The following is a 24,989-nucleotide window of genomic DNA, read 5'->3' on the forward strand; positions in this document are numbered from 1 at the left end:
CTGTGGGTTTCTGGAACAACCGGCCGTACTTGCGGCAGGTGCGCATCCCGTTGAAATCACACCTGTAACGCGGTGTAATCTACCAGACCCCGGCGTTCGAGAAAGTGGACTTTAGGGCAATATGAATTTGGCTGGCAGCCGCCGCTCTCTTCTCCGGCAACAAGGCATGACGGGGTTTGCCGGGAGCGGTATTTGCTAGCCGAAAAAGACACGGGTACGAGCGTACCCGTGTAGAGTGCGGGTGAGAGAGACGGACTCTCCAGATCATAATAAGTTTACAGCGCCTGTTTCTCCATTGGACCAAAGGCCAATCACCACGGTTTTATTTGTTAGCTGCTTCGAAAGGGTGTATCCATCGGATAGCCCCCGGTGGATGCTACAGCGAAAGCTGACTTCAAGTCTGGACGTTATCTGTACTTTTGGATGGCAGTATCGGGTCGAACGCGGCCCGGGCGGATACTTTGTAATCCGGATATTACCCCAAGGGCTAATAGCTCGAGTCACTCCTAATCGTTAGCATGCTCTCACAAAATGTCGCTAACCTTTCGTTATATTGTTTTTAAGCAAATGGAGACTCATATGAATAAATCGATTGCAGCTTTAATCGTGGGGACCTGTCTGGCCTCACCGCTTGCTATCGCGCAGAGTAATGATACTGGCTGGTATCTGGGTCTGGGTGCAGGCCGGGCGTATCTGGAAGATGATAACCGCCTGGTGGGTGTCGACTTCGATGCCGACGACACCGCTATGAAAGTGTACTTCGGCTATAAGATTAACCAATATATAGCCATCGAGGGCAGTTATGCCGATTGGGGCGAGCCGGACGATCGCATCGGTGGCAATAAATATGAAGCCGACCTCAGTGGCTTTGGTGGTTTTGTGATGGGTATTCTGCCAGTGACGGATCGCTTTGACCTGTTCGCCAAGATAGGTGTTTATCTCTGGGATGCCGAATTGGAAAATAAACGCACTAACCTCGAACTGGCCGATGAAGATGGTTACAATCTGGGTTTCGGTTTTGGTGCCGGCTACGATCTCACCAATAACGTCGGCATTCGTGTGGAGTTTGAGGCCGTCGATGCCGATACCCTGGATGACGCCTATGCCGGCACGGTTGGTATACACTGGCAATTCTAGCCGGTAACCGGGTAGCTGCAAGTTCGTTCAGGGTTTGCCGCTACCTTGTTTCGCCACATAAACCGGCATGGCGGTTTCGATATGTGCTGCCAGGCTGCCTATCACGGTTTGACAAGCGATAGGCATTCAGCCTCGGATGGCCGTGGTCGGTAAACAAAAACCGCGTAATTCGGCGGCTGTCAAGACTCGCTGGTATCCCCCCTATGCGAGTTGATGTTTTTGTAGCCGGCTTCCCTCAATAGCCAGCTCACCCTCTTGCGCAGTTTTTTCGCCTTCCTGAAATTGGTATGTCTGTTGTAGCGTTTTGAATAATTGCGCAGCGAGAAGACCGACTTGGCGCCGACCCCATCGATAATCACAAACCTGTCATGCCGTTCGTCCCAGACCAGGTTGCTGGTGGAGAAATCCCGAACAATGACATTGCTGTTTAAGACGCTGTCGATGAGCATAACCAGTGCGTTGTTGTGTAAGGCGGTGTAACGGCCGGTCATGCAGAGCTGGCGAAGGGTTGGCGCCAAATTACCTTGCCGGTCCCGTACCGCGCGCACGACCATACCCAGTCCCATATCGGTATCGATAAAGCCGACAATGTGTTGCAAGTGGTATTGCTTGCCGGACCCGTGTTCCCTTATCGCAATATGCTCTGTTATTTCGTGCAGAAACGTCCGGTAACGTGAAAGCCGCTGTAAGCGCGATATCAGTGCGCGCGGCGGCAGGGGTGCCGCTGAGTTTTGCACTTTTATCAACAAGTCGGGTGACTGTGGGTGGGGATAAACCAATTTTTCTGCGCCGGCGGCGAGGGGCTTGAACCGGGAAAGCCGGCAGCCTTTCATCAACAGCGTTGTCTCCATAACTATCCCGAGTGTAGTGACTAATGGGCCGGTGGTATTACTCGGGTACCTGTTACCTCCTGCTGCACTGCTTTCCCAATCGCAAACTTTATCGCGTCGAGCAGTGCCATATCATCAATAGGTTTACGGAAATATCCTGCAGCGCCGACCTGACGCGATTCCTCCCGGCGGCTTTCACTGTCGTCAGCGGTGATAAAAATGACCGGAACCTCAATACCGCAGCCATTGAGAACACGTTTCAGTTCTATGCCTCCCATACCCGACATCGTAACGTCGGCTAGCAGGGCGTCGCCGGGTGCAAATGCGGCTTGTGTGAGCACGTCTTCAGCTTTGTGGTAGGTTTCTGCTTCGAGACCATTGGCCTGTATAAGCCGCCTCATGGCGTTACATACAGATTTGTCATCGTCGAGGATATAGATCACGGTGTCTTTGTCTCTGCTGATAAAAGCTGCAGGTCCAGGGCTCAGGCGGCCGGGTTTTCCCCACAAAATCAGAGCATAGTGAACTCCTGCCAATAGAAAAATGGGGCTTTGGGGCAATAGCGATGTGTAGCTTCTCCAGCTATTATGATTCGGCCAGAGATATTGGCTTTATGCCTACTTTGTCAGCAATTCTCACCAGGTCCACGATTGATTTGACATGCAGTTTTTGCTTGACGCGGGCTCGATGCACTTTGACGGTTTTCTCCGTAATGCGCAGATAGTAGGCTATCTGCTTATTGAGCTTGCCAGTGATAATGTATCTGAATATTTCCATTTCTCTTGCGGTTAGGGTTTCAACAGCTTGCTCTGTCAGTAGATAGTCTCTTTTCTGATCCTGGTGCTTGCGGTGCAGTGCGATGGCTTCGCAGATCGACTGTAGCAGGTCCTGTTCCACGACAGGCTTTTGCAAAAAATTGACGGCTCCCTTCTTGATGGCCGTTACCGAACTCGGTATATCTCCGCAGCCGGAGATGAATACTATGGGGTAGTCATACTTTCTGTCAATGAGTATTTCCTGCAGTTGTAAACCGCTCATATTCGGCATATTGATATCGAGAATGACACAGCCCAATTCGGTATCCCTGGCATGTAACAGAAATTCCGGCGCACTGGTGTAGATCTCAACATTGTAACCATGACCGTTCAATAAACGTGCTAATGCTTTACAGATTGAATAGTTGTCGTCGATAACAGCAATTTTCTCATTCATTGTGAATCTCCAGACCCATAACCGGTAGGTCAAACCCAAAGACACAACCACCGTTGGGTTTGCGATCAAAAAAAAGTCTTCCACCGTGTTTTTCTATAATCGATCTACAGATTGATAAACCCAGCCCCAGACCTCGGTTTTTAGTGGTGAAGAAAGCTTGAAATATTTTAGCCTCATCTTCCGGTAGAATGCCCTCGCCATTATCCGATATTCTCACAGCAACCCGGCCGCTGTCGCTCAGGAAGGCGTTAATGTGTAAGAGTCGGTCTTCGAGCGGGGTGTTTTCCATCGCTTCACAGGCATTGTTGATCAGGTTGAGTACAACCTGCTGGAGTTGTACCTTGTCTCCGCGGATGCTGGGGAGATTGTCTGCCAGGTCGATATGCAGCTGCAGGTGGTTTGCTGTTAGGTTTTCGCGAGTGAATTCGATGATTTCAGTGACCAGTTGATCTATTTTCAATAGTTCAGTCGCTGACTTGCCCTTTCTAATAAAGGTCCGCAGGCGCTGTACCACCGAGCTGGCAATTTTGTTGTCGGTAATGATGTCCTGGATGATTTCACCGAACTGGGTCAAATCAATCGGATTTGCTTTCAGTAGTGTTCTGGCCGCTTGGGCGTTGGCGAGGATGGCTGCCAGTGGTTGGTTGATTTGATGCGCCAGTGTGCCGGACAGCTCATTAGCCATGGTCACCCGGGAAAGATGAGCGAGATCGCTGCGCAGCGCAGCCATCTCCGTTTCTGTGCGTTTCTGGTGAGTGATGTCGACTAATACGACAACATAGTGGCTGACCTTCCCATCCCGCGCGACGACCGGAGACAGTTGCATAAGGCTCCAGAAGGGCGTTCGGTCGCTTTTGTAGTAGAGAATTTCACACGTGATCTCGCTGCTTTTCGCAACTGCCGTGTTGATTCGGGCAATGGTATCGGAGTCGGTATCGGCGCCATGCAGGAGCTTTGGGTTGCGTCCCAATACTTGCTCCGGACCATAACCGGTTAGCTCGCAGAACCGTTGATTGACATAGACAATAGGCTCGCCGGTGAGGCGGATATCTAGCAAAATAACGCCGTTAAGCATCACATCGATAACATCGAGCTGTGTTGGTACTGACTGATAGCCTGGCGACAGGCCGCAGCGTTGATTCGTTTCCGCCACCCCTTTTTACTCCTTTCTGACTACAGCTTTTTACAATATTCGTGAAGTAACCCCACAAAAAGCACACTGATTTGCGTGTTGTGCTCAACGGCAACGCCGCTAAAACCCTAATCGGTCTGCACAAAGAGCCATCTATCATCTCAGCCTGTTTATCATTGCGTTTTGCTCGGATGATCTTATTGACGCGCATCAAATAATAAAACAGTTGGAAAACGGGTTTAAACTGTCAGGTTTGTTATATGGGTGTGGAAATGGGTTTTTATCAGGACTTGCTGTCAATGGAAGCTCGTCGGGTGATTTCAAGTAGCCCAACCGCCCTGCAATACCATAGTCGTGTGGTCGTGATCAGCGGGAAAAAGGGGGCCCGCCTTCAGTGGCGCTCGCTTTAGACGCCTGAAACGAAAGCGGGCACCAGAAGCGACTGCCAGTAGTGACTGTCCTCAATTTGTCAATTTGCCTTTCGCTTTGCAAGCGTGGAAATTTATGCCAGCAGAGCACTGCCGCTAACCCAGCCGTTCGGTTTGCGGGGCCTACTCTCTTTGGTTAGTTGAGTGTCGCCAATAGCAGACAGATTTTTCTGTCTGCATTGGTTTGGAAAAGCGTCTGTTGTCTGCCGCTTCCCTCCCGGTCTGTTGAGAGTCGCTGTTTGAACAGAAACATCCTTGTGAGTGTATATCTTCCACAGCCACCACCGCCCATCGCTGTAGTGACACCGGTATTTAGTATGCATAAGAGTACCTTTTTCGTTAGGTGACCAGTATTGGACCAAGGGCCAATATTCAAGCGCAGGCAACCTGTTTGCAGTTAACGCAGCACACAGGCTCCCGCGGGCAATCCCCCTTCAATCTGGCGGACAGGAGTTGTACAGACAACATGCGTAAATTCGCTGGCATCTGTATTATCTTTTGTGTTGCGGCTATTGCTATTGGTATTTTTCTCTTTCATTCTATGCGGAGGGGCAGCTTGCCTCATAGCCGACGAATTGGGCTGCAAAAGAGACGAGCGCCGGGAGAAAAGTATGGACTATGTAGGTTGTTTTCTCCGCTGGCATCTGTTTGTGTACAGCGGTAAGACGGGCAAGGAGTTCTCTCCCTTTATCCACCTGGGGGCATTCCGTTCCCGTTGTATAAGTGCAGATATAAAAGTCCGCCGGGGTACAGAACTTTTAACGAGACTGGAGAGTGCGTAATGTCTATAGACCGTAGAAAATTCTTAGGGATGGGGGCAGTGCTTGGTGCTGCCTCTGTCGCCTATGGTCGGGATGCTTTACAGGCTGAGGCCCCCACCCCGGCAGAGATAGAGGGTCCACGGGGTTGTATCGAACTGGTTACTCAAATGTACTTCCCCGATGTAAAACTCAACGAGAAAGACCGCCTTCTGCAAAGCAAGAGCGCCGAAGAGCGGGCAATGATGATAGCTTCGCATAATGGTCACACAGAAAAGAGTGAGAGAATACTCTCGTACAATATAGTGCTGAAAAAATCTTTAAAGAAATAGCACCGCCAATGGGCTGCAGATTTAGGGGAAAGGGTTCAATTCATCCCTTTGTCCAACACTGTCACGCCGGCGGTCGTCACCAAGCCGCCGGCGAGGGCCTGTCTCTGAGATGTCTTGCGAGGTTATCGTGCAACGGGTAGATAACGATCTGTTCCGGGCCAATCCCGGGCGGCCCATCGATATGGACTAATCCTGCACGCCGGTCAAAGATAATGACCCGTTGATGGGGGCGGTCATTGGCTTGCGGCAGGTATTGTTGTTGGTGTTTTTAAGTGACACAGACTCGATGCTCTTAAAACGGGCAGCCACCGATTTTGCCCGGCGCTAGAGATATATCACGCGTCAAAATGACTGATAAGGCGCCTATATCTCTGTACCTGCTCCCGGTATTTAGCGATGCCGCAACCGAACCGATACTGCCTGCTACCGCGATCTGAGGTAAGGCAAACGTTCTTCGTCTATCTAACTGTCCCGGCGCTTTTTCCGGTGCCGGGTCATTTCTCCTTTTATTCTTTCTTATATTTAACCCGATGGAGTGGAAAAAATGATAAACATGAGTAAACCACTACTTATAACAATATTTTTTTTACTGGTTTCCGCTGTTGCGTCAGCGCAGGTGGTGCGGCAGGAAACCCTCGAGTCTGTGCGTGAAAACATTGTTTTTCCTGAACTGTCTCTCGCGGAAAAACGCGTTATGGCCGAGCAGGCGCAACTGTTTTTGAGAGACCTCTATGTACACCGGTTCGACAAGCTGGCGTTTTATCCCGGATTGACCGACCCCGTACCCGCTATAGAACAGATCGTTAATAATATCGATAGTTTGACGACGGCTGAAATGGAAGAGGCCATTTATCGAGAGTTTGTCGCGCAGCGGGATTTACACCTCAACTATATTTTCCCCTCTCCCCACGCGAATTTCCGCAGTTTTTTGCCGCTGACGTTTACGCGGACGGCCGGTAAATTCAACTTTTTCGAGGTCAGGGTCAACTCGGTAAATCAGGCGTTGTTTGAGCAGTTTGCGCCGGGACAGCGGGTGCCGGAAATTGGCGATCGCATCATCGGCTACAACGGTATGTCGATAAGGCGCGCAGTGCGCAAGCAATTGGCCACCGCCCAGGGCGCCAACCGTTTCGGTGGCTTCAGCCGGGCCTTGGGCCAGATGACCTTTGTGCCCCACAACCTGCATCTGGTGCCGGATGAAAATGAGATAAAACTGTGGCTTATCTCATCTAAGAACGGTCGCGATCTGTGGGGCAGTCTCTACTCCATTACCTTGCCCTGGATCGCCGAGTGGCGGGAAGCGGCCGCGGCGCGCCGCTCGCTGGTGGAACCCGCACCGCGCAAGCTGACCCCCGAAGATCTGACTCAGGGTGTGGATTTGTGGCAGCAGATGTACAACGATTTTGTCGTACAAAACGGCCTTGAGCCCCGCAGTGCCTATCCCAGCAATCCCAGCAACGAACCGACGCTGACCTGGGGCGTGATCGAAAACGGCTTTGGCAAGTTCGGTTACTTCAACCTCAGCAGTTTTGTGCCGGCAACCGGTGACGACGCTACCCTGGAAGAGATCAGGCGCATTGTCAATGCCGAGTTCCAGGACACCACCGGGTTGATTTTCGATGTGCGCAATAATGGCGGCGGTTCGATTATTCTGGCCGATAAAATGTCGCAGCTATTTATGCGCGATGACGCCCAGGTGATTAAAGCCCGGTTGTTGAATACCGATCTCAACCGACAGATTTTCAATGACTCTATTTTTGGCGCCTTCTCCAATCCGCAATGGACCGAGGTGATCAACGAGGCCGAGGGCACCGGTAATATCTATACGGAACTGGCCCCCTTCACCTTCGATGACCAGGCCAACGAGCTGGGGCAGGTGTACTACAAACCCGTCGCGGTGCTGGCCAATGCCAGAAGTTATTCCGCCACGGATCTGTTCACCTGCGGCATGCAGGACAATATTGCCGCGCTGGTTTACGGTGAAGACCCGCGTACCGGTGCCGGCGGCGCCAATGTGATTACGCACAATCTGTTTAATTTTGTCTTGCCGTCGGTCTTTGAAGCGCTGCCCGGTGACCACGCTATGCGGGTGTCCTGGAGACAGTCGGTGAGATTTGGCAAAAGCGCGGGCAAAATCATCGAGGACTTCGGCTGCTCCGCCAATATCGATGTCAGCCAGACGTTGAATGACATTGTCAGCGGTGGCGAGACGCAGATGCGCAGAATCACCCGCAGCCTTGCCTGGCGGGCCCGCGCGGATCGCTATCAGGCCTCGGTGAGAACCCTGCAAAACAGCCGCCAGCTCTTTCTCAGCAGGGGCGACAGTTATAGCTTCTTTGTCAAAAATACTGAGTATATCAATGTCGTGATCAACGGCGAGCTGTTCGAGCAGGTACCGGTATTTGCCGGTGGGCAGGAGGAAGCGTTCGATTTTATCTTACCGGCGGACCTGCCTGGTGGTGTGGTTAACTCGGTGGTGTTTGAAGGAATAGACGACCACCAGCGCAGACTTTGGAACCTGAAACGCCAGGTGATTTTCCTGGAAGATAAAGTGACTGTTGATGCCGGCGGGTTTGAGATCGATTTTGCCACGGCGACGGGGACGGCGCCTTTCAATATCCTGAACCAGAACCCGCCGGAAGACGGCTGGAACCTGGTGACGCCGAACCTGCAGATCGGTTACAACCCCACCTATGCGGACAACCTCGATACCGATGCGTTGTTATTCTTGGATTTGACCGGCGTCGCAACAGCCCAGTTGTCGTTCGATATGGAGTTTGATACGGAACCCGGCTTCGACTTTATCGAGGTCTTTGTGACCGACGACCAGGAGAACCGCGTGTCACTGTTGTTGCAAAGCGGCGGCGCGCCGTTGACGACCTACGAGTTTGATCTGAGCGCGTTTGCAGGACAGGACAATGTGATGGTGCACTTCCGGTTTACCAGTGACACCAATACCGTTGCACCCGGCGTCAGGTTACAGCGTGTCTCGATTCGTTAACCTTTCTGGCCGGTAGCTTTCTCCCGGCCGTTACCCCTTCACCGTTGCGGGTGAAGGGGTAAATGTCACCGCCGTCTTAAAACCGGCGGCCGACAAGCACACTGTAAACGAGCGGATCTATTTCGAGATCGGCATCGATATCACTGCCGTTATCGAAGCTGATCTTGGCGGTGGTATCGATATCTATCCAGCGGATAGAGGCGTTGATAAACCAAGTGTCGTCGAGTTGATAATCCGCCCCCACTTGTAAAGCGAAGCCGAAAGAGCTGTCCGCTTCCACATCTCCTCCCGTCAGACCGAGTCCGGACAAGGCCGTATCGGCGCTCCCGGTAAGGTCCTCGCTGAAAAACAGGGTGTAATTCAGACCGGCACCGACGTAGGGTGTAAAGCCTTCCACCGCACTGAAATGATAGACGGCACTGACCGTCGGTGGCAGGTGGGTGACCTCGGCGATATCGAGCCCCGCCAGTTCGCCGGCCCCCGATACCGTGTGGGTAAATGGAGTAGCGGCAAGCACTTCGATACCCCAGTTGGCATCCAGCATATAAGTGGCGGTTAAGCCCAGTTGCGTATTGTCGTCAACCTCCAGTTGCGAGGTGCCGCCGTCGAGGCTGAGCGTGTCGCCGTCTATGGCGACGTTGCTGCTGCTTTCATCGGGCGCTACCGTGGTCGCCCCGGCGCGCAATATCCACTCCCCGGGTTCGTAGGCGCCCGCCGGCAGGGCGGCGGTGGCGAGTGCGGCAGCAAGGACCAGGCCGGGTTTGCTGAGATGTGCTTTCATACATTTTCCTTTTAATGAGAATACCGCCGGGCATCGAACGGATGCCGTTGTCAAAAGCCGGGTGAGATACCGCATTGAGTGGCGCATGTATCCAACCCTGCCAGCGATATAACAGGATAGCTAAAAGAAAGCGGACAACCGGGCCGGCGGTCGGTAGAGAGGTCGGTGGAGAAGCCGGATGTAGTTGGCAGGCCGGGCAACAAGTCGGAGAACCCGCCCGGTGCGACGGCGGGACATCGGAGCCCCGCCGCCGTTGCGGTTTAGCTGCTGGAAGCGGTATCGTCCGCGTCAGCTTCGCCTTCGGTGCTCTGTGTCTCCAGGGCAAGTTGCGGCATACCGACTGTGGTAATGTTCTCGTAGTCGATTTTGCTGATGCTGAACAGCATATCCTTGTCGCTGCGACCCACGTAATAATTATCGTCCGCCTGTATAAACCGGTAGGTCCAGTTACCGTTATTGCCGGTTACCTCCAGGGCAATGGCGTCACCTGCGGGTTCGGCCTCGACCACCGCCTGCACTTTGAGATCGGCCATCGCGGCCGCCAGTTGCTCCGCCTTTTCTATATTCAGTTTGGGCGCGTCGCCGGCGGCCAGGGGCGCGGTTTCGACGAACGTCCAGCCACTGTCGGTTTTGTTCAGCGCATAATCCGGCCCCTTGATGCTGGTGACTGCGCCGGCACCCAGCAGGGTTTTATCGAGCCAGTCGCTGCCGGCGGCCGGTAACTCGTAGCTGTTGAGTTCGACCGCAAAAATGGCGTCCTCCTGCCCGCGCCTGACGTGCACTTTGCGAAAACCGGGCGAGGTGCCGACATACAGACTCGCCACTGCCGCCTCGCCCTGATAGAGCCGCAGGTGGCGTTGGAAGTTATCCTCCGCCACCTCGAAGCGCTCGCGACCGGAGGCGGTGGTGGCCACCGGCCAGCCACTGTTCAAGGCGGCGAGTTTGGTCAAGATATCATCGAGTTTGTTGTCGTCGATGGGCAATTGATGCAGGTCTGGCAGTTGCCACTGATCGCCCGCTTTACGCAGCGTCACAGCGGCATCGCCGTCACTGATCTCAATGCGGTCCACCTGGCTTTTTTCAAAGCCGAGCAGTGGCTGTTGCAGATCGTGTTGCTGCTGTTGCTGGCTGTTCCAAAACAAACCGGCCGCCAGAACCAGTTGCAACACCAGCAGACCGCCGAGGCGGGATTGTAATTTTGTCATCGCTGGCCTCCGTTAATTTGCCAGTAACTGTAGGTAGTTACGTTCGATGGATTTTTTGCGCCGGTGTTGAACCAGTGCCACCAGGCCCAGCGCCAGAGCCGCCAGGGCGTAATTCAAATACTCCCAGAACATTTGGGTATTTTGCTCCATCGGCGGCAGGGTGCGATTGAAGTGACCTCGCGAACGGATGCTCAGCAGTCCCGCATCCTCCAGTGACCAGTCCACGGTATTGGCGACCAACTGCAGCGTGTTCAGGTACTGGCTGCCGCCGGCCGAGCCGGTCATTTGAATAATCTGATCGCGCAGAAAATCGTTGGAACCGAACAGAATGATGCGGGCGGACTCCGGGGAGCGATCTATGACACCGGAGATAGTACTCTGCGCGCTGCCGTCGGTCTCGCCCTCCGGTGCAGCCTCATCACCCTCTCCGGCGGCGTCTGCCTCGGGTTCCGAGGCCAGCAGCGGTGAGGGTTTACCGGCAAAATAGGATTCGAAGCGCCCGGCACTGACAACACCCAGCAGGTGTGAACCGCGCTCGCCCTGCGGTGCAAAGGCGCTCAACCCACTGCCTTCCAACTGGGGCATGATGTCGGTGGAAGCCGACAGCCAGGCGTCATCGGAACTGCGAAACAGTTCAGTGACCTGCCGGGCTCCCTGTTTTTCGCTATCGATGCTGATGGGGGAGGCCCAGGCCAGCGTTACCTGCGGCAAGTCCGCGGTGATGGCATTATCCCGATTCAGGCCGGCGCTGCGGATATCGACGAAGTAGGGATAGTCGAGCATACGCATCTCCTGCAACTGGAAACCGCCGACATTGCGGGTGACCGGCACCGGAAAGGCGGCGCTTTGCGGGTCCAGCACCACCTGCTCGTCGACACTCAGGCCGTGGTGGGCGAGCCACTGCGCCAGGCCGCTGTTGTGGCGCTGCAGCGTCAGGCTGCGGCTGCTGAAGCTGGCGCCGTAGGGCGAGGTGGCGGCGATCACGGTACCGCCCTGCATCAGAAACTGGTCGACGGCGAACAGTTGTTTTTCGTCCAGGTCTTTGGGCGAGGCCAGTAACAGGATATCGGCCGCACCGGACACCTGCCCGTCGCTCAGGTCTTCACGCTGCACATTGAGGTCGGCGCTGAGAAAACTCTCCAACTGATTGAAACGGGGGCCCGCTCCGCCGCCCATGCCGTACTGCGGATAGCTCGGAGCGGGGGCCGGCACCACCAGGGCCACGGTTTTGGTAAAGCCGGTGGCAAAGCGCTTGACAGCGGCTTCCAGGTTGCGCTCAAAACTGCCCTCGGTCAGATCGTCCAGCGGTATCTGCACCACCTGATCACCCTGGGCCAGCGTGAGATAAAAATAGAAGCTCTCGTTGCTGAACAGGCTGGTGGCCATGGGGCGAAAGCCGTAGTCGGCGGCGATCTGCTGGCCGACACTGCCGCCGTTGGCGTCCGGATCGATAAAGTGGGTGGTCAGGCGCCCGCGGGCGTTCTCTTCCATTTCCCCGATAATGCGGCTGACAATCTGTTGGAATTCCACCAACTGCTCCGGCAGCGCCGCCGCCGGTGATACATAGGCGTTGAATACCAGCTCGCCCTGTACAGTGTCGAACAGGTTGCCGCCGGCCTGGTAGGTTTGCAGCACTTTTTTAATGGCGCGGGTCAGGTCGTGTTCGGGGTTGCGCAGTTGCACGTCGATATCGGCTTCAGCGCGCGCCTTGACCTCAATCAGGTCCTGGAAGCCGAGCACTTGATGTTCGTCACCGTACTGCACCAGCACATTGAAGTAAGAGCTGACAATGGCGGACTGATAGCGGTCCGCGACCTGGAAGGGCACCGGCTGGATACCGAACTTCTGATTGGCTTCCTCCTCCAGTTCAGGATTGGCGGCGGGGTCGATAAATTCCACCCGCACCCGGCCGCGACCGGCGATTTCATACTCTTGAATCAGGTCCCGCAACTGCGGCACCAGCGGCGCCAGCAGCGGGTGGGTTTTGCCGCTGAAATAGCCGCGCAACAGCAGCGGCTCCTGCAGTTGTTGCAGGTAACCATGGGTGGCGTCAGAGATGGAATACTGATTGCCGGCGGTGGCGTCGACCCGCAGCGCGGTGATCTGGCCCAGCCACAGATTGGCGCCCAGCGCATTGGCCAGCAACAGCGCGGTAAGGGTGCGCCATTTCTGGTGGTGGGGGGTGCGTTGCCCGGTGGCCCAGCGCTCGCGCTCCAGCACAAAGGTGTTGAGGGCGAGAAAGACGGCGATAATGCTGAGATAGTAGTACAGGTCGCGCAGATCGATAACGCCGCGGGTAATGGCGTCGAAGCGCGAGCCGGTGCCGAGCAGGCGCAGCCACTCGCCGGCCTGGTTGCCGAAAAAGCTGGTAATGGTCGGCGTGCCGAGCAGGTAGAAGATGCCGCACACGGCAGTGGCGCTGATCAGGCTGACAATCTGGTTATCGCTGCGCGCCGAGACAAACAGGCCGATACTCAGGTAGGCGGCGCCGAGCAGAAAGGTTGCCAGGTAACCGGCCCAGACCGGACCCCAGTCCAGTTCGCCGATCAGGGCGACGGTAATCGGCAGCGGCAGCGTCATCGCCAGCGCGATGGCCAGCAGCAGCAGGCAGCCGGCGAATTTGCCCACCACAAACTGCCACAGCGGCACCGGTTGGGTGAGCACGTGCTCGAGCGTGCCCGTGCGCCGCTCTTCGCTCCACAGGCGCATGGTGAGGGTGCTGGCCAGAAAGATCAGCAGCACCGGCATCCATTCGAACAAGGGCCGCACATCGGCGATATTGCGGGAAAAGAACGCCTCTCCCCAAAAGAACACAAACAGCGTGACGGCGGCGAAGGTCGCCAAAAATAAATAGGCGATCGGCGAGGCGAAAAACAGTGTGACCTCTTTGGCGGCGATACGCCGAATCAGGGAATAGTTTGGCGCGGGCTCAGGCTGCATGGCTGATATCCTCCTTTTGTCCGGCAGCGGTAGGCGCGTCACTGACCTCTCGGAACAGGGTCTCCAGATCGCGGTGTTCGGTTTGCAACTGATACAGGTCGGCACCGGCTTCGACAACAGCCTTGGCGATGGCGGCGCTGACCGTGCCGGCCTGGCTGCCGTCGGCCAGTTGCAAACGGTAGTGGTGGGCGGCGGGTGTAGCCGCGACTGGCTGTTGTGGCTGCGGGTCCAGGCTCGCTACGCCCGCAATGGCGCTCAGCTTGCTTTGGGCCGCGGCCGTATCGAGCGATGTGACCAGCAGCAGGCGGTTGCTGTGGCGCAGGGTCTCCAGTTTGGCATCGACGGCCAGGCGGCCGCCGCGCAGGATCAGCACCCGGTCACAAAGGGCGTCCACCTCCTGCATGATATGGGTGGAGAGAATGACCGTGGCATGTTTGGCGATATCCCGGATGAGCTGGCGCATATGCTCGGTCTGGGTGGGGTCCAGGCCGTTGGTCGGCTCGTCGAGGATCAACAGCTTGGGGTCGCCGAGGATGGCCTGGGCGACACCGACGCGCTGCTTGTACCCGCGCGAGAGCGTGGCGATGGGGGACAGCAGTTTTTCACCGATCTCCGTAGCTTTGACGGCGCGCTGGATTTCCGCGGTTTTGGCGGGGTTTTTCAAGCCCTTGAGGTCGGCTGCATAATCCAGGTAGTCAGCCACTGACAGCTCTGGGTAGACGGGCAGATTTTCCGGCAGGTAGCCGAGCCGTTGTTGGATCACCTTGGCGTCGGCGGCCAGATCGAGGCCGTCGATCCTTATCTCGCCGCGGTTGGGTTCCAGGTAGCCGCTGAGCATTTTCATGATGGTGGTTTTACCGGCGCCGTTGTGGCCGAGCAGGCCGACGATCTCACCCTGGCCGATGGTGAAGTTGACGCTGTCCACCGCCACGAAACTGCCGTAGCTGCGGGTTAGCTCGCTGACTTCCAGCATGGGTTCCTCCTGTGGTCAAAGCTTCTTTATATAAGGAAATGGTCACTGCGAATCAAACCGGTGATTTTAGCGGGTAAATGGGGTGATTTGGAAAAATTTCAATGGGACTGTTTCGCATTTGCAGCGTTCAATTTTTGATCACTTGAAAAACTTTCCGTACCCCCCATCTACACAGCAAGCGCGTTATGTTTCCATCAGATTAACGCGGTGACAAGTTTTGGTTTTTATCTCGTATTGCTTCTGACGGAGGGTATGATATGACGCCACCTGGTTTTATCCCCAATGCCTTGGCTGTAGCGGTTGTCAGCGCTGCGGCCCGGCCCCCCGGTGACGGTGGGGCGGCGACCTGACTTTCCCTTATGACATCGGAGTTTGCTACAAAAACGGGTACGCCAGGTGTTGGCGGTTACCCGTTCTGGCGATGTCGAGCTCTGCGGCTGCAGATGGGGTCGACCGTCGCCTCCCGATCGGTTCATTAGCAATTTTCTTTTAATTCTGAACAGGAGTTAAGGCTATGGATCTACAAAAACTCAATCCCTGGAACTGGTTTAAACATGAGGAGTCTCCCGCGGCCGACGCCGGTCGGGTTCCCGTCAAGCGCGCCGCGGGCGAGGTCGGCCCGGCGGGCGCCGGTCACGACCATCCGGTTATGCAACTGCACCGGCAAATGGACCGACTGTTCGACGAGGTGTTTCGCGGCTTCGGTTTTCCGTCTGCCGGTTCGCGCTCCGGTGAGCCTGCCGGCTGGGCAGGGCAGGGGGTGTTTCGCCCGAGCCTGGATGTTGCCAGCGATGAAAAAAGTTACCACGTCACCCTGGAAGCACCGGGCATGACCGAGTCCGATCTGTCTATTGAGGTGCGCGGTGATGTGTTGACCATTCAAGGTCAGAAACAGGAGGAAAACGAAAGTAAGGACAAGCATTTTTACCGCATCGAGCGCAGCTATGGCGCCTTTCGCCGCACCCTTTCCCTGCCGGAGGATGCCAATGCCGACGGTATCGAGGCGGCGATGAAAAACGGTGTCTTGAGTCTGGTGATTCCGCGGCGTGAAGTGATCGACAGTGAAGTAAAGAAAATTTCCATTAACCCCTGAGGTCGCGGCGGGCGCTTCCGGTCGCCCGCCGGCTCCAGTCCTTTACCCCGGCAGTCACTATGATATAGGGTAGTCGGGTCGGGTGCCCGGCGGGCAGCGGCTGCGGGCTGCCCGGCGCGGCGTCGATCGTGGTTGTTGATCGGCCGTTCACTGATGTCGGGGATTGTCATGTTTAGCGAACTGGGTAGCGGTATTTATTGCATCGATGCGGACTATGTGCGCCGCGGTCTGGCCTGTTTTTACCTGCTGTATCACCGCGGAGAGATCGCGATTATCGAGACCGGTACCTCCCACAGCCTCCCGCACCTGCAGCAACTGATGGCGAGCAAGTCGATGTTGCCCGAGCAGGTGCGCTACGTGATTCCCACCCATGTTCACCTCGATCACGCCGGCGGGGCCGGCGCCATGATGGCGGCCTTTCCCGAGGCCGAACTGGTTGTGCATCCGCAGGGCGCCCGCCACCTGATCGATCCGGCCAAGCTGATTGCCAGCACTATCGCTGTTTATGGCGAGGAGATTTACCGGTCCCTCTACGGCGATATCCAGCCGGTTGCCGCCGAGCGGGTGATTCGGGCCGAGGACGGGCGGGTTTTGAACCTGGGCGGCAGGGCGCTTGAAATCAGGGATACCCCCGGACATGCCAACCACCATTTCTGCGTCTGGGACAGTCACAGCCGGGGCTGGTTTAGCGGCGATGTCTTCGGTATCAGTTATCCTGAGTTGCGTTTCGGCAGCGGTAATTTCGTGCTGCCCACCACCACGCCGACGCAGTTTAACCCGCAGGCGCTGATCAAATCGGTCAACCTCTTGCTCAGCTACGAGCCGGCTACCGTTTACCTTACCCACTTCAGTAATATCGATGAGATCGAGGGCGCTGCCACTCTGCTGTGCCGACAGATCGAGCAGTACCGCCTGATAGCGCTGCGACTCAAGGAGCGCGAGGACCGGGTGGAGGCGATACGGCAGGCGCTGAGTGAGTACACGCTGCAGCAACTGGCGGGTTTCATCGATACGCAGGCGCCGGCATTTTACGCCGGGCTGCTGGATATGGATATGCGGCTCAACGCCCAGGGGCTCGAGGTGTGGCTGGCCCGCGGTGGCAGTTGAGCTGCCGGTTTGAGCAATCATGGTATTGACTTTGTGTCAGTGGTTTCAGTTACTGTCCCTCCCTTTGATATCAGATTCTACCGCTGGGCTGTATGGCGCCCGCACCAATAATTCTCCCAGTTCACCGCACCTCACAAGTGTGCCGCCTTCGGTAACGAGAGGGTGAAGGGCAGTTGCAATTGTTTAATCGCGCGATTATATTAATCAATCGATTAGCTAATTGGAGCCGTTATGTCAACCACACCCGCGGAATCGCCGCCGGGCAGGGGGCGGCCGAAAGACCCGCAGCGGGAGGCAAAAGCCCGCGACTCGCTCCTGAAAGCTGCCGCTAAGTTGTTGAAAACAAAGAGCTATACGGATATATCTATCCGCGAACTGGGCGCCGAGGCGAAGCTTAATTCGGCGATGATCAGCTACTATTTCGGCAGCAAGGAAGATTTATTCTTTCAGGTGTTGAAGCGCGGTATCGGCGATGAGGCGTTCCAGACCCTGGGGCGCCTCGGCGCCGATCCCACCGTGGCACCACTGGAGAAACTGCAAACGCTGATCAGGACCTTTGTCTGCCTGCATCACGATCATCCCTGGATCTCGCGTCTGATCATCGATCAAGTGGTACTGCAGCAAGGTAAACTGCGGCGTTTGTTTATCCAAAACATTGTCAGAAAAAATGAGGCTATGATCCGCGGCCTGATCGAAGAGTTGGTTCAATGCGGCGAATTTCGCGAGGACCTGGATATTGAATACGCGCGCACCTCTTTAATCAGTCTGCTGGCGTTCCCGTTTGTCGCTGCGCCTATGCTTAAAGACGCTGTCGACTTTGATCTTTACCGCATGGATGTGGAACCCTGGGTCCGGCACACCTTTACCCTTTTTATTGCCGGTTGCGCAGCAGCGCCGCAACTGCGGGAGGATGGATGATGCTACGCTCACTGCTCCAACGCCGTCTGAGCCTGCCGGTGATCGTCGTCACCGCTGTGCTCGTGGTGGTGGCCCTGTTGAAGTTGACGCCGGGCGTCGATCACGATGCGCAAAACACAGTCGCCAGGACAGTGGAGTTTATCGAAGCCAGAACGCTGCCCTACAAATCCCGTGCTCTGGGGTACGGCACAGTCACCCCCACCACCGTGCTTGAGGCCAACACGGAGGTGGCTGGCAAGGTGATATTTGTGCACCCACAATTAAAGCAGGGTGCGACCCTGCCTCAGGGCACGCTGGTGGTCAGCATTGATCGCACCCACTACGATCTGGCGCTGGCGCAGGCCAGCGCCGATCTGGCCTCCCATCGGGCCAGTCTCGAGGAACTGGCCGTGGAGCAGGGCAATACCGAAGTGTCATTGCAGATCTCCCAGCGCCGGCTGGGCCTGGGAGAACAGGAACTGCAGCGTATCAAGCGCCTGGCGCAGCAGGGGTCGGTGTCGCAGTCAGATGCCGATCGCGAGGAGCAGAGCCTGCTGAATCTGCGCCAGGAGGTGCAGAATCTGAATAGCCAGCTCGCGTTGTTTCCCACCCGCCGCCAGGTTATCGAGGCGCAGATCGCCCGCGCCCGGGCGCAGGTGGAAGAGCAGCAACGCAACCTGGCGCGCACCGATATCGCATTGCCGTTTACGGCTCGCATCGGTGCCGTGCATGTGGAAGCCGGGGAGTTTGTCGCCAGTGGCACGGCGTTGTTCAGGGCCGCCGATATATCCCAGGTCGAAATCAAGGCGCAAATGCCGTTGCTGCACGCGCGGGCGCTGGTGTTGGGTCTGGCACCGGGCGCCGCCGCCGAAGTGCGGGGCACGCCCCCGGATATTCTCGAACACTTGCAGCTCGACGTCACCGTGCGCCTGGTCGGCGCGCCGCAGAGCGCCGTCTGGGAAGGGCGGGCGGTGCGTATCGGCGAGGCCCTGGACGCCGACAGCCGCACGATAGCGATTGTCGTTGCAGTTGATAACTCTTACGAAAAAATTGTGCCGGGTCAGCGCCCGCCGCTATTGGAAGGCATGTATACGGAAGTGGAGTTGCAGGCTCCGGCGCAACCCCGGCAGGTTATTCCTCGCCGCGCTATCCATGCGGGCCGGGTCTATATCGCCCGCGCCGACGATACGCTGGAAATTCGCCCGATCGCGGTGGCATTCCTGCAAGGTGAACTGGCAGTGGTGGAAGCGGGGGTCGAGGACGGCGAAAGGGTCATAGTGACCGATCTGGTACCGGCGGTGGCCGGCGTCAAGCTCAATCCCCGTCACCGGCCGGCAACGGAGCGGGAAATCGATTTGCTGGCGGCGGGCGGGGGCGTCTTCAAGTGATCCGCTATTTCGCTCTTCACCCCACCGCCGCCAACATCATGATGGTGGTTTTTCTGTGTGCGGGTATCGCGACACTGCCATCCATGAAACGCGAGACGTTTCCGGACATCGAAGCGTTCGAAGTGAAAGTATCGGTGGTCTATCCGGGTGCCGCCGCGGCCGATGTGGAGGAGAGTATCTGCCAGCCGCTCGAAGACGCCACCGACGGCATCAGCTTTATCGATGAAAGACGCTGTGAGGCCAAGGACAACCTCGGCGCTATGACACTGAAAATGCTCGAACTTGGCGATATGCAGCAGTTTATCGACGATATTAATACGGCGGTCGACGGCATCGATACGTTTCCGGATGCGGCGGAAATTCCGGTGGTGGAGGAACTCGGGCGCACTAATCAGGTGATCGGCGTGGCCATCAGTGCCGATGTCGGCCGCGCGGAGTTGAAGCGACTGGCGGAGTATTATCGCGAGCGACTGCTGCAACACCCCGACGTTCCCATTGTTACCGTCACCGGTTTTTCCACCCATCAGCTACAGATTGAGATTCCGGATTACAATTTGCGGCAATACGGGTTGAGTGTGGTCGATATTGCCGACCGGGTGGCGCGACAGGCCGTCGACCTGCCTGCCGGCGATATCGAGTCCGATCGCGGCGTGCACCAGATTCGCTTTACCGATCTGAGGCGCACGCCGCAGCAGCTGGCCGAGCTGATTGTGATCGCCGGTGAAGACGGCGCCGAGGTGCGGCTGGGGGATATCGCAACCATCGCCGATGCTTTTGAAGAGGAAGAGGATCGCATCGTTTTCAACGGCCGCGCCGCGGCGATCCTGCAGGTTTATAAAAACAAGATCGACGACAGTCTGGTGGTCTTCGATGCGGTCAGTGAATTTGTAGAGCGGGAAAACCGCGTGTTGCCCGAGGGCATTGCGCTGAGCCTGACCCAGGATATGGCGTCGATCGTCAAGGATCGCCTGCAGTTGATTGTGAAAAACAGTTGGCAGGGGTTATTGCTGGTTATCCTGGCACTGTACCTGTTTTTCAGTTGGCGCTATACCTTTTGGGTCGCCATGGGACTGCCCGTGTCTTTTCTCGGCAGCTTCCTGTTGATCACCTGGCTCGGTATCTCCATCAATATGATCAGTCTGGTGGCGTTGCTGATTGCCATCGGTATCCTGATGGATGACGCCATTGTTATTTCCGAAAGCATTGCCAGCGAGTATCAGAAGGGCAAGGCGCCGGCTCAGGCCGTGGTGGACGGTACCAAACTGGTGGCGCGCGGCGTGCTGTCCTCCTTTGTGACCACCCTGCTGATTTTCGGCGGACTGGTGACGTTACAAGGCGATATCGGTCAGGTGTTGCGGGTCCTGCCCATCGTTTTGATCTCGGTGTTGAGCGTGAGTTTGGTGGAGGCGTTTCTGATTCTGCCCCACCATCTGAAGCATGCGCTCGAGCGCGCAGGTGATGACGACGACATGCCGAAATGGAAGCAGGCGTTTACCCGCTGGTTCGAACGTCGGCGCGAGGCGCTGGGTCGCTACGTTGAGCTGGCTGTGCAGTATCGTTATGCCGCAGTGGGTGGCGCCATTGCGGTGCTGTTGTTGAGTGTGGCCATGCTGCCCACCGGTATCCTGAAATTCAAGGCTTTTCCCGATCTTGACGGCGATGTGATTCAGGCCCGTATCCTCTTGCCGCAGGGCACGGCGCTGAGTCGCACGGAGGCGGTGGTCGCGGAGGTGATCGCGGGGCTGCAGGCAACAGATGGCGACTTGCTGGCGGTGGAGGGGCGCAGCCTGCTGCGCAATATCAATGTCAGTTACAACCAAAACGCCGACGCCTTTGAAGCCGGCGCCCATGTGGCGACGGTGAGCGTCGATTTGGTGGCGGCCGAAAGCCGCCGCAGTAGTCTCGATACCCTTGCCCGCATCTGGCGTGAACATGTCGGCGATTTGCCCGGGGTGATCAATCTCCAGTACAAACAGCCGGTGCTGGGACCGGCCGGGCGGGCTTTGCATATTCGCCTGTCGGGGCGCGATCTCGAGCAGTTGTCGCAGGCGTCCTATGAGTTGCAGCAATGGCTTGGCGGCTACCCCGGCGTGGTGGACATCATGGACGATTTGCGGCCCGGCAAACCGCAGATCAATGTGCGGATGTTGCCGGGCACGCTGGCGACGGGTATCAGTGCCGAGACTATTGCCACCCAGCTGCGCGGCGCCTATCAGGGTCACAAGGTCGACGACGTACAGTTTGAGGATGAAGATTACGAAATCGAGGTACAGTTGGATGCCGCCTCCAGGGACAGTCTGACGGATTTTGATTACCTGGCGATCATCCACCCGCAGACCCGCCAGGCGGTACCGCTATCGGCGATTGCCGAGGTGACCGAATCGCGCGCTTTTGCCCGTATTCACCGGGTCGACAATCTGCGCACGGTATCGGTGTTCGGCGATGTGGATGGGGATATCGCCAATACGGGGGAAGTCATCGACCATACCCGGGTCAACTATTTGCCCGAGTTGTTGCAGAGGTATCCGGATGTACGCGTCGAGTTTGAGGGCGAGGTGAAAAATGCCGCCGTCACCGGCCAGTCGCTGCGCTTTGCCTTTATGCTGGGGGCACTGGGTATCTTTCTGTTGTTGAGCTTACAGTTCAGGAATTACCTCGAACCTATTATCGTGATGCTCGCCATTCCGCTGGCGCTTATCGGGGTGATCTGGGGACACCTGATCATGGGGCTCGACCTCACCATGCCGAGCATGATCGGGTTTGTCTCGCTGGCCGGCATTGTGGTGAACGACTCCATACTGCTGGTGGAATTCGTCAAGCGCAACGCCCGCGCCGGGATGACGGTGCACGCGGCGGCGTGCCTGGCTTCGCAGCAACGCTTTCGCGCCATTTTCCTGACCTCGTTTACGACCGTGGCAGGTGTCTCGCCGCTGTTATTTGAAACCAGCCTGCAGGCCCAGGTTTTGGTGCCGCTCGTGACCAGCATTGCTTTCGGTATTGTCACTTCCACGTTGTTGATCTTGATTGTGCTGCCGGCGATGTATGCCATCCTCGAAGATTTTGGTTTTACGCAGATCGCTACCGGCCCTGAGTCAGATTCTGCATTGGACACGGTCACAGGGCGGGAACTCGCCACGCCGCCGCCGGCCTGAGCGCCGCTGGCGTTTTTTTGGACATTTTCCCCCGGGCCCTTTAAGCTTCCGTCGAGTAGTGTAGACAGGCCCCAGGGTTGTTCCGGACATGTACAAGTGGTTTATGGTGAAAGACGTTGTTGTGGGTCGCTATGGAGTGCTCGCTGATGCAGATTGAGACCCAGCGTATCCTGGTAGTAGAAGACGATGTAAAACTGGCCGATCTGGTAGGCACCTATCTTGGCAAGCACCACTTCGAGGTCGCCTACGCCATTGATGGCAAAAGCGGCCTGGCGCAGGCGCGCGATACCCAGCCCCACCTGATCATTCTCGACCTGATGTTGCCGGAGATGGACGGCCTGTCGGTATGCCGGGAACTGCGCACCTGGTACCGGGGCCGTATTCTGGTGCTGACCGCCAGTGACGAAGACATGGACCAGGTGGCCTGCCTGGAGATCGGCGCTGACGACTACGTCACCAAGCCCATCCACCCGCGAGTACTGCTGGCCAGGATCCGGGTCTTGCTGCGGCGCGAAGAGTTCGAGCAGCCCGGTGCGACCTCTGCTGCGACAGATGAAATTGTTTACGGCGGGTTGTCTGTGCACCGGGGCCGCCGCCAGGTGACACTGGACGGCACGCCGGTGGTATTGACCGATGCGGAGTTCGAGCTGCTGTGCCTGCTGGCGGAAAATCCTGAGCAATCCCTGTCCCGGGACGCTATCATGCAGGCCACCCGCGGTGTGCAGCACGATGGCCTGGATCGCTCCATCGACAATCGCATTGTCGCGCTCAGGCGCAAGCTCGGCGACAACAAGGGCCTGCCCAAGCGTATTATTACCGTGCGTGGCAAGGGTTATCTGTTCGTCACGGACCAGTGGTAAGGCCGCTGCTTACACTATCTATACAAAACCTTTCACGAGGATGACAGAGTCAGCCACCCGTCTGCGGCACTATGATTCCCTGAGATCCCAATGAGCATCGGCCATGACGCAGAATGCGTGTTGTGCCGGCGGTTCCCGCCCGGTGACTCCACTGTCGCTCTGTGTGGCCGCGATGGTCCGGCAACGAAGGTAGCGCTGCCGGGCGTCGAGGCGTGCCACCGAGTGCCCCGGCAGTCGCTTGGCAGTCATAAACCAGCTTCTATAATGTGGGGATATTGACAGCCGCACTGTAGCCGGGTCGAGGATACATCATGGTGAGACTCTTCATTCCGCTCTATCTGTCACTGGTGGTGGTACTGGTGTTGGGGGCCAGTGTGCTGGAGCGATTTTTTTACCTGACCTTTCAACAGGAGATAACGCAGGACCTGACCCGCGACTATATCGGTGGCTTCATCCTGATGGAAAAACTCTACCTGCACTACAGCGAGACGCAGTGGCGCCAACTGCTGGAGGATATCAACGCCCGGTCGAACCTGCCGGTAGAGAGCCGGCCGATTGACGACTGGCAGTTCGATGATGGGGAACTTGCCGTGTTGAACCGCGGGGAGTTTTTAGTAGCAGATGCGGACAACGGGGTGATGTTCGGATCGATCGCCGAGGGCGTGGTGGCCCGGATCGGGCCTTTAGGCACGACGAGTAGCGTCGAGAACCTAGAACTCTGGTATCTGTTGACCATGGCCGGTTTGCTGGGGCTGCTGCTGTTGTTCTGGGTTGGTTGGCAGCAGTACAAGATCACCCGCCTGGCCCGCACTACGCTGAGCTTTAGCGAGGGAAATCTCCAGGTGCGCGCTAAAACCGGCCTGTCGGGGATGCCGGTGCTGAGCCGGGCGTTCAATCAAATGGCCGAGCGAATACAGCGCCTGTTCCAGAGCCACCGCCAGTTGACCAACGCCGTCTCCCATGAGTTGCGATCGCCGATTACTAAAATTCGGTTTCAATTAGAGTTGTTGGATGAGGCACCGGAACAACCGGAACGGGATCGCCTTATGGTGGGTATCTCCGATGACCTGGATGATATGGATGTGCTGATCGACGAGATGCTCGACTATGCCAAAATGGAACGGGCCGAGCCGGCTCTGTTTATCGAGACGCGATCACTCGGGGGATGGATCGCCGAGCAGGTTGAAGGCCTGAAAAAGGAGGTCAGAAAACCCCTGACTATCGCCGTGGCCGACGCGGGTATTGAGGCGCAGTTTGATCAAGTACTGATGGCGCGGTTGCTGCGCAACCTGGTGTCCAATGCCGAACGCTACGCCGAGCACGCCATTCAAGTGGGCGGTGAGCGCCGCGCCGGTCGCTACCGGTTATGGGTCGACGACGACGGTCCCGGTATTGCGCCGCAGGAAAGAGAGCGTTTGTTCGAACCGTTTACGCGGGTCGATCAAAGCCGTGACCGCCGTTCCGGCGGTCACGGCCTCGGGCTCGCGATAGTGGCGCAGATTGCCCGTTGGCACCGTGGCACCATCGAAATCGATGTCAGCCCCTTGGGCGGCGCGAGAGTGATATTGAGCTGGCCGCCGCTTGCAGCGGGCAACTCGTCAACCGGCCACTCTGCCGTGGAAAATCCCGCCCGGGACGAAGCTGCCAGGCACAACTCGTCCCCGGGTAAACCCGAGCGCGGAGCCCCGGTCGCGAATGGCAAGGACAAATGCTGATGATCCTGGATGCGGCTCGACTATACTCCCTATACCACTCTCACCATG

At 56.9% G+C, this 24,989-nt stretch carries 19 protein-coding genes; 10 read left to right on the forward strand and 9 right to left on the reverse strand.

What is annotated here, in order from left to right:
- The first annotated feature begins 579 nt into the window (after positions 1 to 579).
- Positions 580 to 1,137: an outer membrane beta-barrel protein gene (locus tag FKG94_RS01470; protein WP_179957434.1), complete on the forward strand. Its 558-nt coding sequence runs from the start codon at positions 580 to 582 to the stop codon at positions 1,135 to 1,137.
- Between the two features lie 179 nt (positions 1,138 to 1,316).
- Here the strand turns inward: FKG94_RS01470 and FKG94_RS01475 are convergent, their stop codons facing one another.
- From FKG94_RS01475 to FKG94_RS01490, 4 genes are all read right to left on the reverse strand, one after another.
- Entirely contained in the window at positions 1,317 to 1,988 is a 672-nt protein-coding gene (locus tag FKG94_RS01475) for a YrbL family protein (RefSeq protein WP_142902400.1), read from the reverse strand.
- Between the two features lie 20 nt (positions 1,989 to 2,008).
- Positions 2,009 to 2,410: a response regulator gene (locus FKG94_RS01480; protein WP_142902401.1), complete on the reverse strand. Its 402-nt coding sequence runs from the start codon at positions 2,408 to 2,410 to the stop codon at positions 2,009 to 2,011.
- 142 nt (positions 2,411 to 2,552) lie between these two features.
- Positions 2,553 to 3,179 (reverse strand): response regulator transcription factor, encoded by a 627-nt coding sequence (locus FKG94_RS01485; RefSeq protein WP_142902402.1) that lies wholly within the window; start codon positions 3,177 to 3,179, stop codon positions 2,553 to 2,555.
- Positions 3,172 to 4,332, reverse strand: coding sequence for a sensor histidine kinase (locus FKG94_RS01490; RefSeq protein WP_142902403.1), 1,161 nt, complete (start codon positions 4,330 to 4,332; stop codon positions 3,172 to 3,174). The genes FKG94_RS01485 and FKG94_RS01490 overlap by 8 nt, the downstream gene beginning before the upstream one ends.
- Positions 4,333 to 5,520: 1,188 nt before the next feature.
- Here FKG94_RS01490 and FKG94_RS01495 point away from each other — a divergent pair.
- Together FKG94_RS01495 and FKG94_RS01500 are read left to right on the forward strand one after the other, a co-directional pair.
- On the forward strand, positions 5,521 to 5,829 hold the full coding sequence (locus FKG94_RS01495; protein ID WP_142902404.1) for a peptidase associated/transthyretin-like domain-containing protein: 309 nt from the start codon (positions 5,521 to 5,523) through the stop codon (positions 5,827 to 5,829).
- A gap of 553 nt (positions 5,830 to 6,382) precedes the next feature.
- Positions 6,383 to 8,830, forward strand: coding sequence for a S41 family peptidase (locus tag FKG94_RS01500; protein ID WP_179957435.1), 2,448 nt, complete (start codon positions 6,383 to 6,385; stop codon positions 8,828 to 8,830).
- A 76-nt stretch (positions 8,831 to 8,906) separates the two neighbouring features.
- On the opposite strand, the gene FKG94_RS01505 is transcribed toward FKG94_RS01500, so the two are convergent.
- From FKG94_RS01505 to FKG94_RS01520, 4 genes are all read right to left on the reverse strand, one after another.
- Positions 8,907 to 9,611, reverse strand: a complete 705-nt coding sequence (locus tag FKG94_RS01505; protein WP_142902406.1) for an OmpW/AlkL family protein — start codon at positions 9,609 to 9,611, stop codon at positions 8,907 to 8,909.
- A gap of 260 nt (positions 9,612 to 9,871) precedes the next feature.
- Positions 9,872 to 10,816, reverse strand: coding sequence for a DUF4340 domain-containing protein (locus FKG94_RS01510; RefSeq protein ID WP_142902407.1), 945 nt, complete (start codon positions 10,814 to 10,816; stop codon positions 9,872 to 9,874).
- A 12-nt stretch (positions 10,817 to 10,828) separates the two neighbouring features.
- Entirely contained in the window at positions 10,829 to 13,756 is a 2,928-nt protein-coding gene (locus tag FKG94_RS01515) for a Gldg family protein (protein WP_142902408.1), read from the reverse strand.
- Complete coding sequence (locus FKG94_RS01520) at positions 13,746 to 14,729, reverse strand: ABC transporter ATP-binding protein (RefSeq protein WP_142902409.1); 984 nt, start codon at positions 14,727 to 14,729, stop codon at positions 13,746 to 13,748. Before FKG94_RS01520 ends, FKG94_RS01515 begins: the two co-directional genes overlap by 11 nt.
- A 514-nt stretch (positions 14,730 to 15,243) precedes the next feature.
- Here FKG94_RS01520 and FKG94_RS01525 point away from each other — a divergent pair.
- The 6 genes from FKG94_RS01525 (at position 15,244) to FKG94_RS01550 (ending at position 23,226) form a co-directional block, all read left to right on the forward strand.
- The gene (locus tag FKG94_RS01525) at positions 15,244 to 15,822 is read left to right on the forward strand and encodes an Hsp20/alpha crystallin family protein (protein WP_142902410.1); all 579 of its coding nucleotides are present in this window, start codon (positions 15,244 to 15,246) and stop codon (positions 15,820 to 15,822) included.
- Positions 15,823 to 15,990: 168 nt separating this feature from the next.
- On the forward strand, positions 15,991 to 16,929 hold the full coding sequence (locus tag FKG94_RS01530) for an MBL fold metallo-hydrolase (protein ID WP_218943395.1): 939 nt from the start codon (positions 15,991 to 15,993) through the stop codon (positions 16,927 to 16,929).
- A 231-nt stretch (positions 16,930 to 17,160) separates the two neighbouring features.
- Positions 17,161 to 17,847, forward strand: a complete 687-nt coding sequence (locus FKG94_RS01535; RefSeq protein ID WP_142902412.1) for a TetR family transcriptional regulator — start codon at positions 17,161 to 17,163, stop codon at positions 17,845 to 17,847.
- On the forward strand, positions 17,844 to 19,214 hold the full coding sequence (locus tag FKG94_RS01540) for an efflux RND transporter periplasmic adaptor subunit (RefSeq protein WP_142902413.1): 1,371 nt from the start codon (positions 17,844 to 17,846) through the stop codon (positions 19,212 to 19,214). The genes FKG94_RS01535 and FKG94_RS01540 overlap by 4 nt, the downstream gene beginning before the upstream one ends.
- A complete protein-coding gene (locus FKG94_RS01545) occupies positions 19,211 to 22,366 on the forward strand; it encodes an efflux RND transporter permease subunit (RefSeq protein ID WP_142902414.1) in 3,156 nt (1,051 codons plus the stop codon). Before FKG94_RS01540 ends, FKG94_RS01545 begins: the two co-directional genes overlap by 4 nt.
- 146 nt (positions 22,367 to 22,512) lie before the next feature.
- The gene (locus FKG94_RS01550) at positions 22,513 to 23,226 is read left to right on the forward strand and encodes a response regulator (RefSeq protein ID WP_142902415.1); all 714 of its coding nucleotides are present in this window, start codon (positions 22,513 to 22,515) and stop codon (positions 23,224 to 23,226) included.
- 69 nt (positions 23,227 to 23,295) lie between these two features.
- On the opposite strand, the gene FKG94_RS01555 is transcribed toward FKG94_RS01550, so the two are convergent.
- Positions 23,296 to 23,475, reverse strand: a complete 180-nt coding sequence (locus tag FKG94_RS01555; RefSeq protein ID WP_142902416.1) for a hypothetical protein — start codon at positions 23,473 to 23,475, stop codon at positions 23,296 to 23,298.
- A 62-nt stretch (positions 23,476 to 23,537) separates the two neighbouring features.
- Here FKG94_RS01555 and FKG94_RS01560 point away from each other — a divergent pair, with 62 nt between their 5' ends.
- Complete coding sequence (locus tag FKG94_RS01560; protein WP_142902417.1) at positions 23,538 to 24,941, forward strand: ATP-binding protein; 1,404 nt, start codon at positions 23,538 to 23,540, stop codon at positions 24,939 to 24,941.
- Positions 24,942 to 24,989: the final 48 nt, after the last annotated feature.

The organism is Exilibacterium tricleocarpae, assembly GCF_007004655.1.
Lineage (GTDB): Bacteria > Pseudomonadota > Gammaproteobacteria > Pseudomonadales > Cellvibrionaceae > Exilibacterium > Exilibacterium tricleocarpae.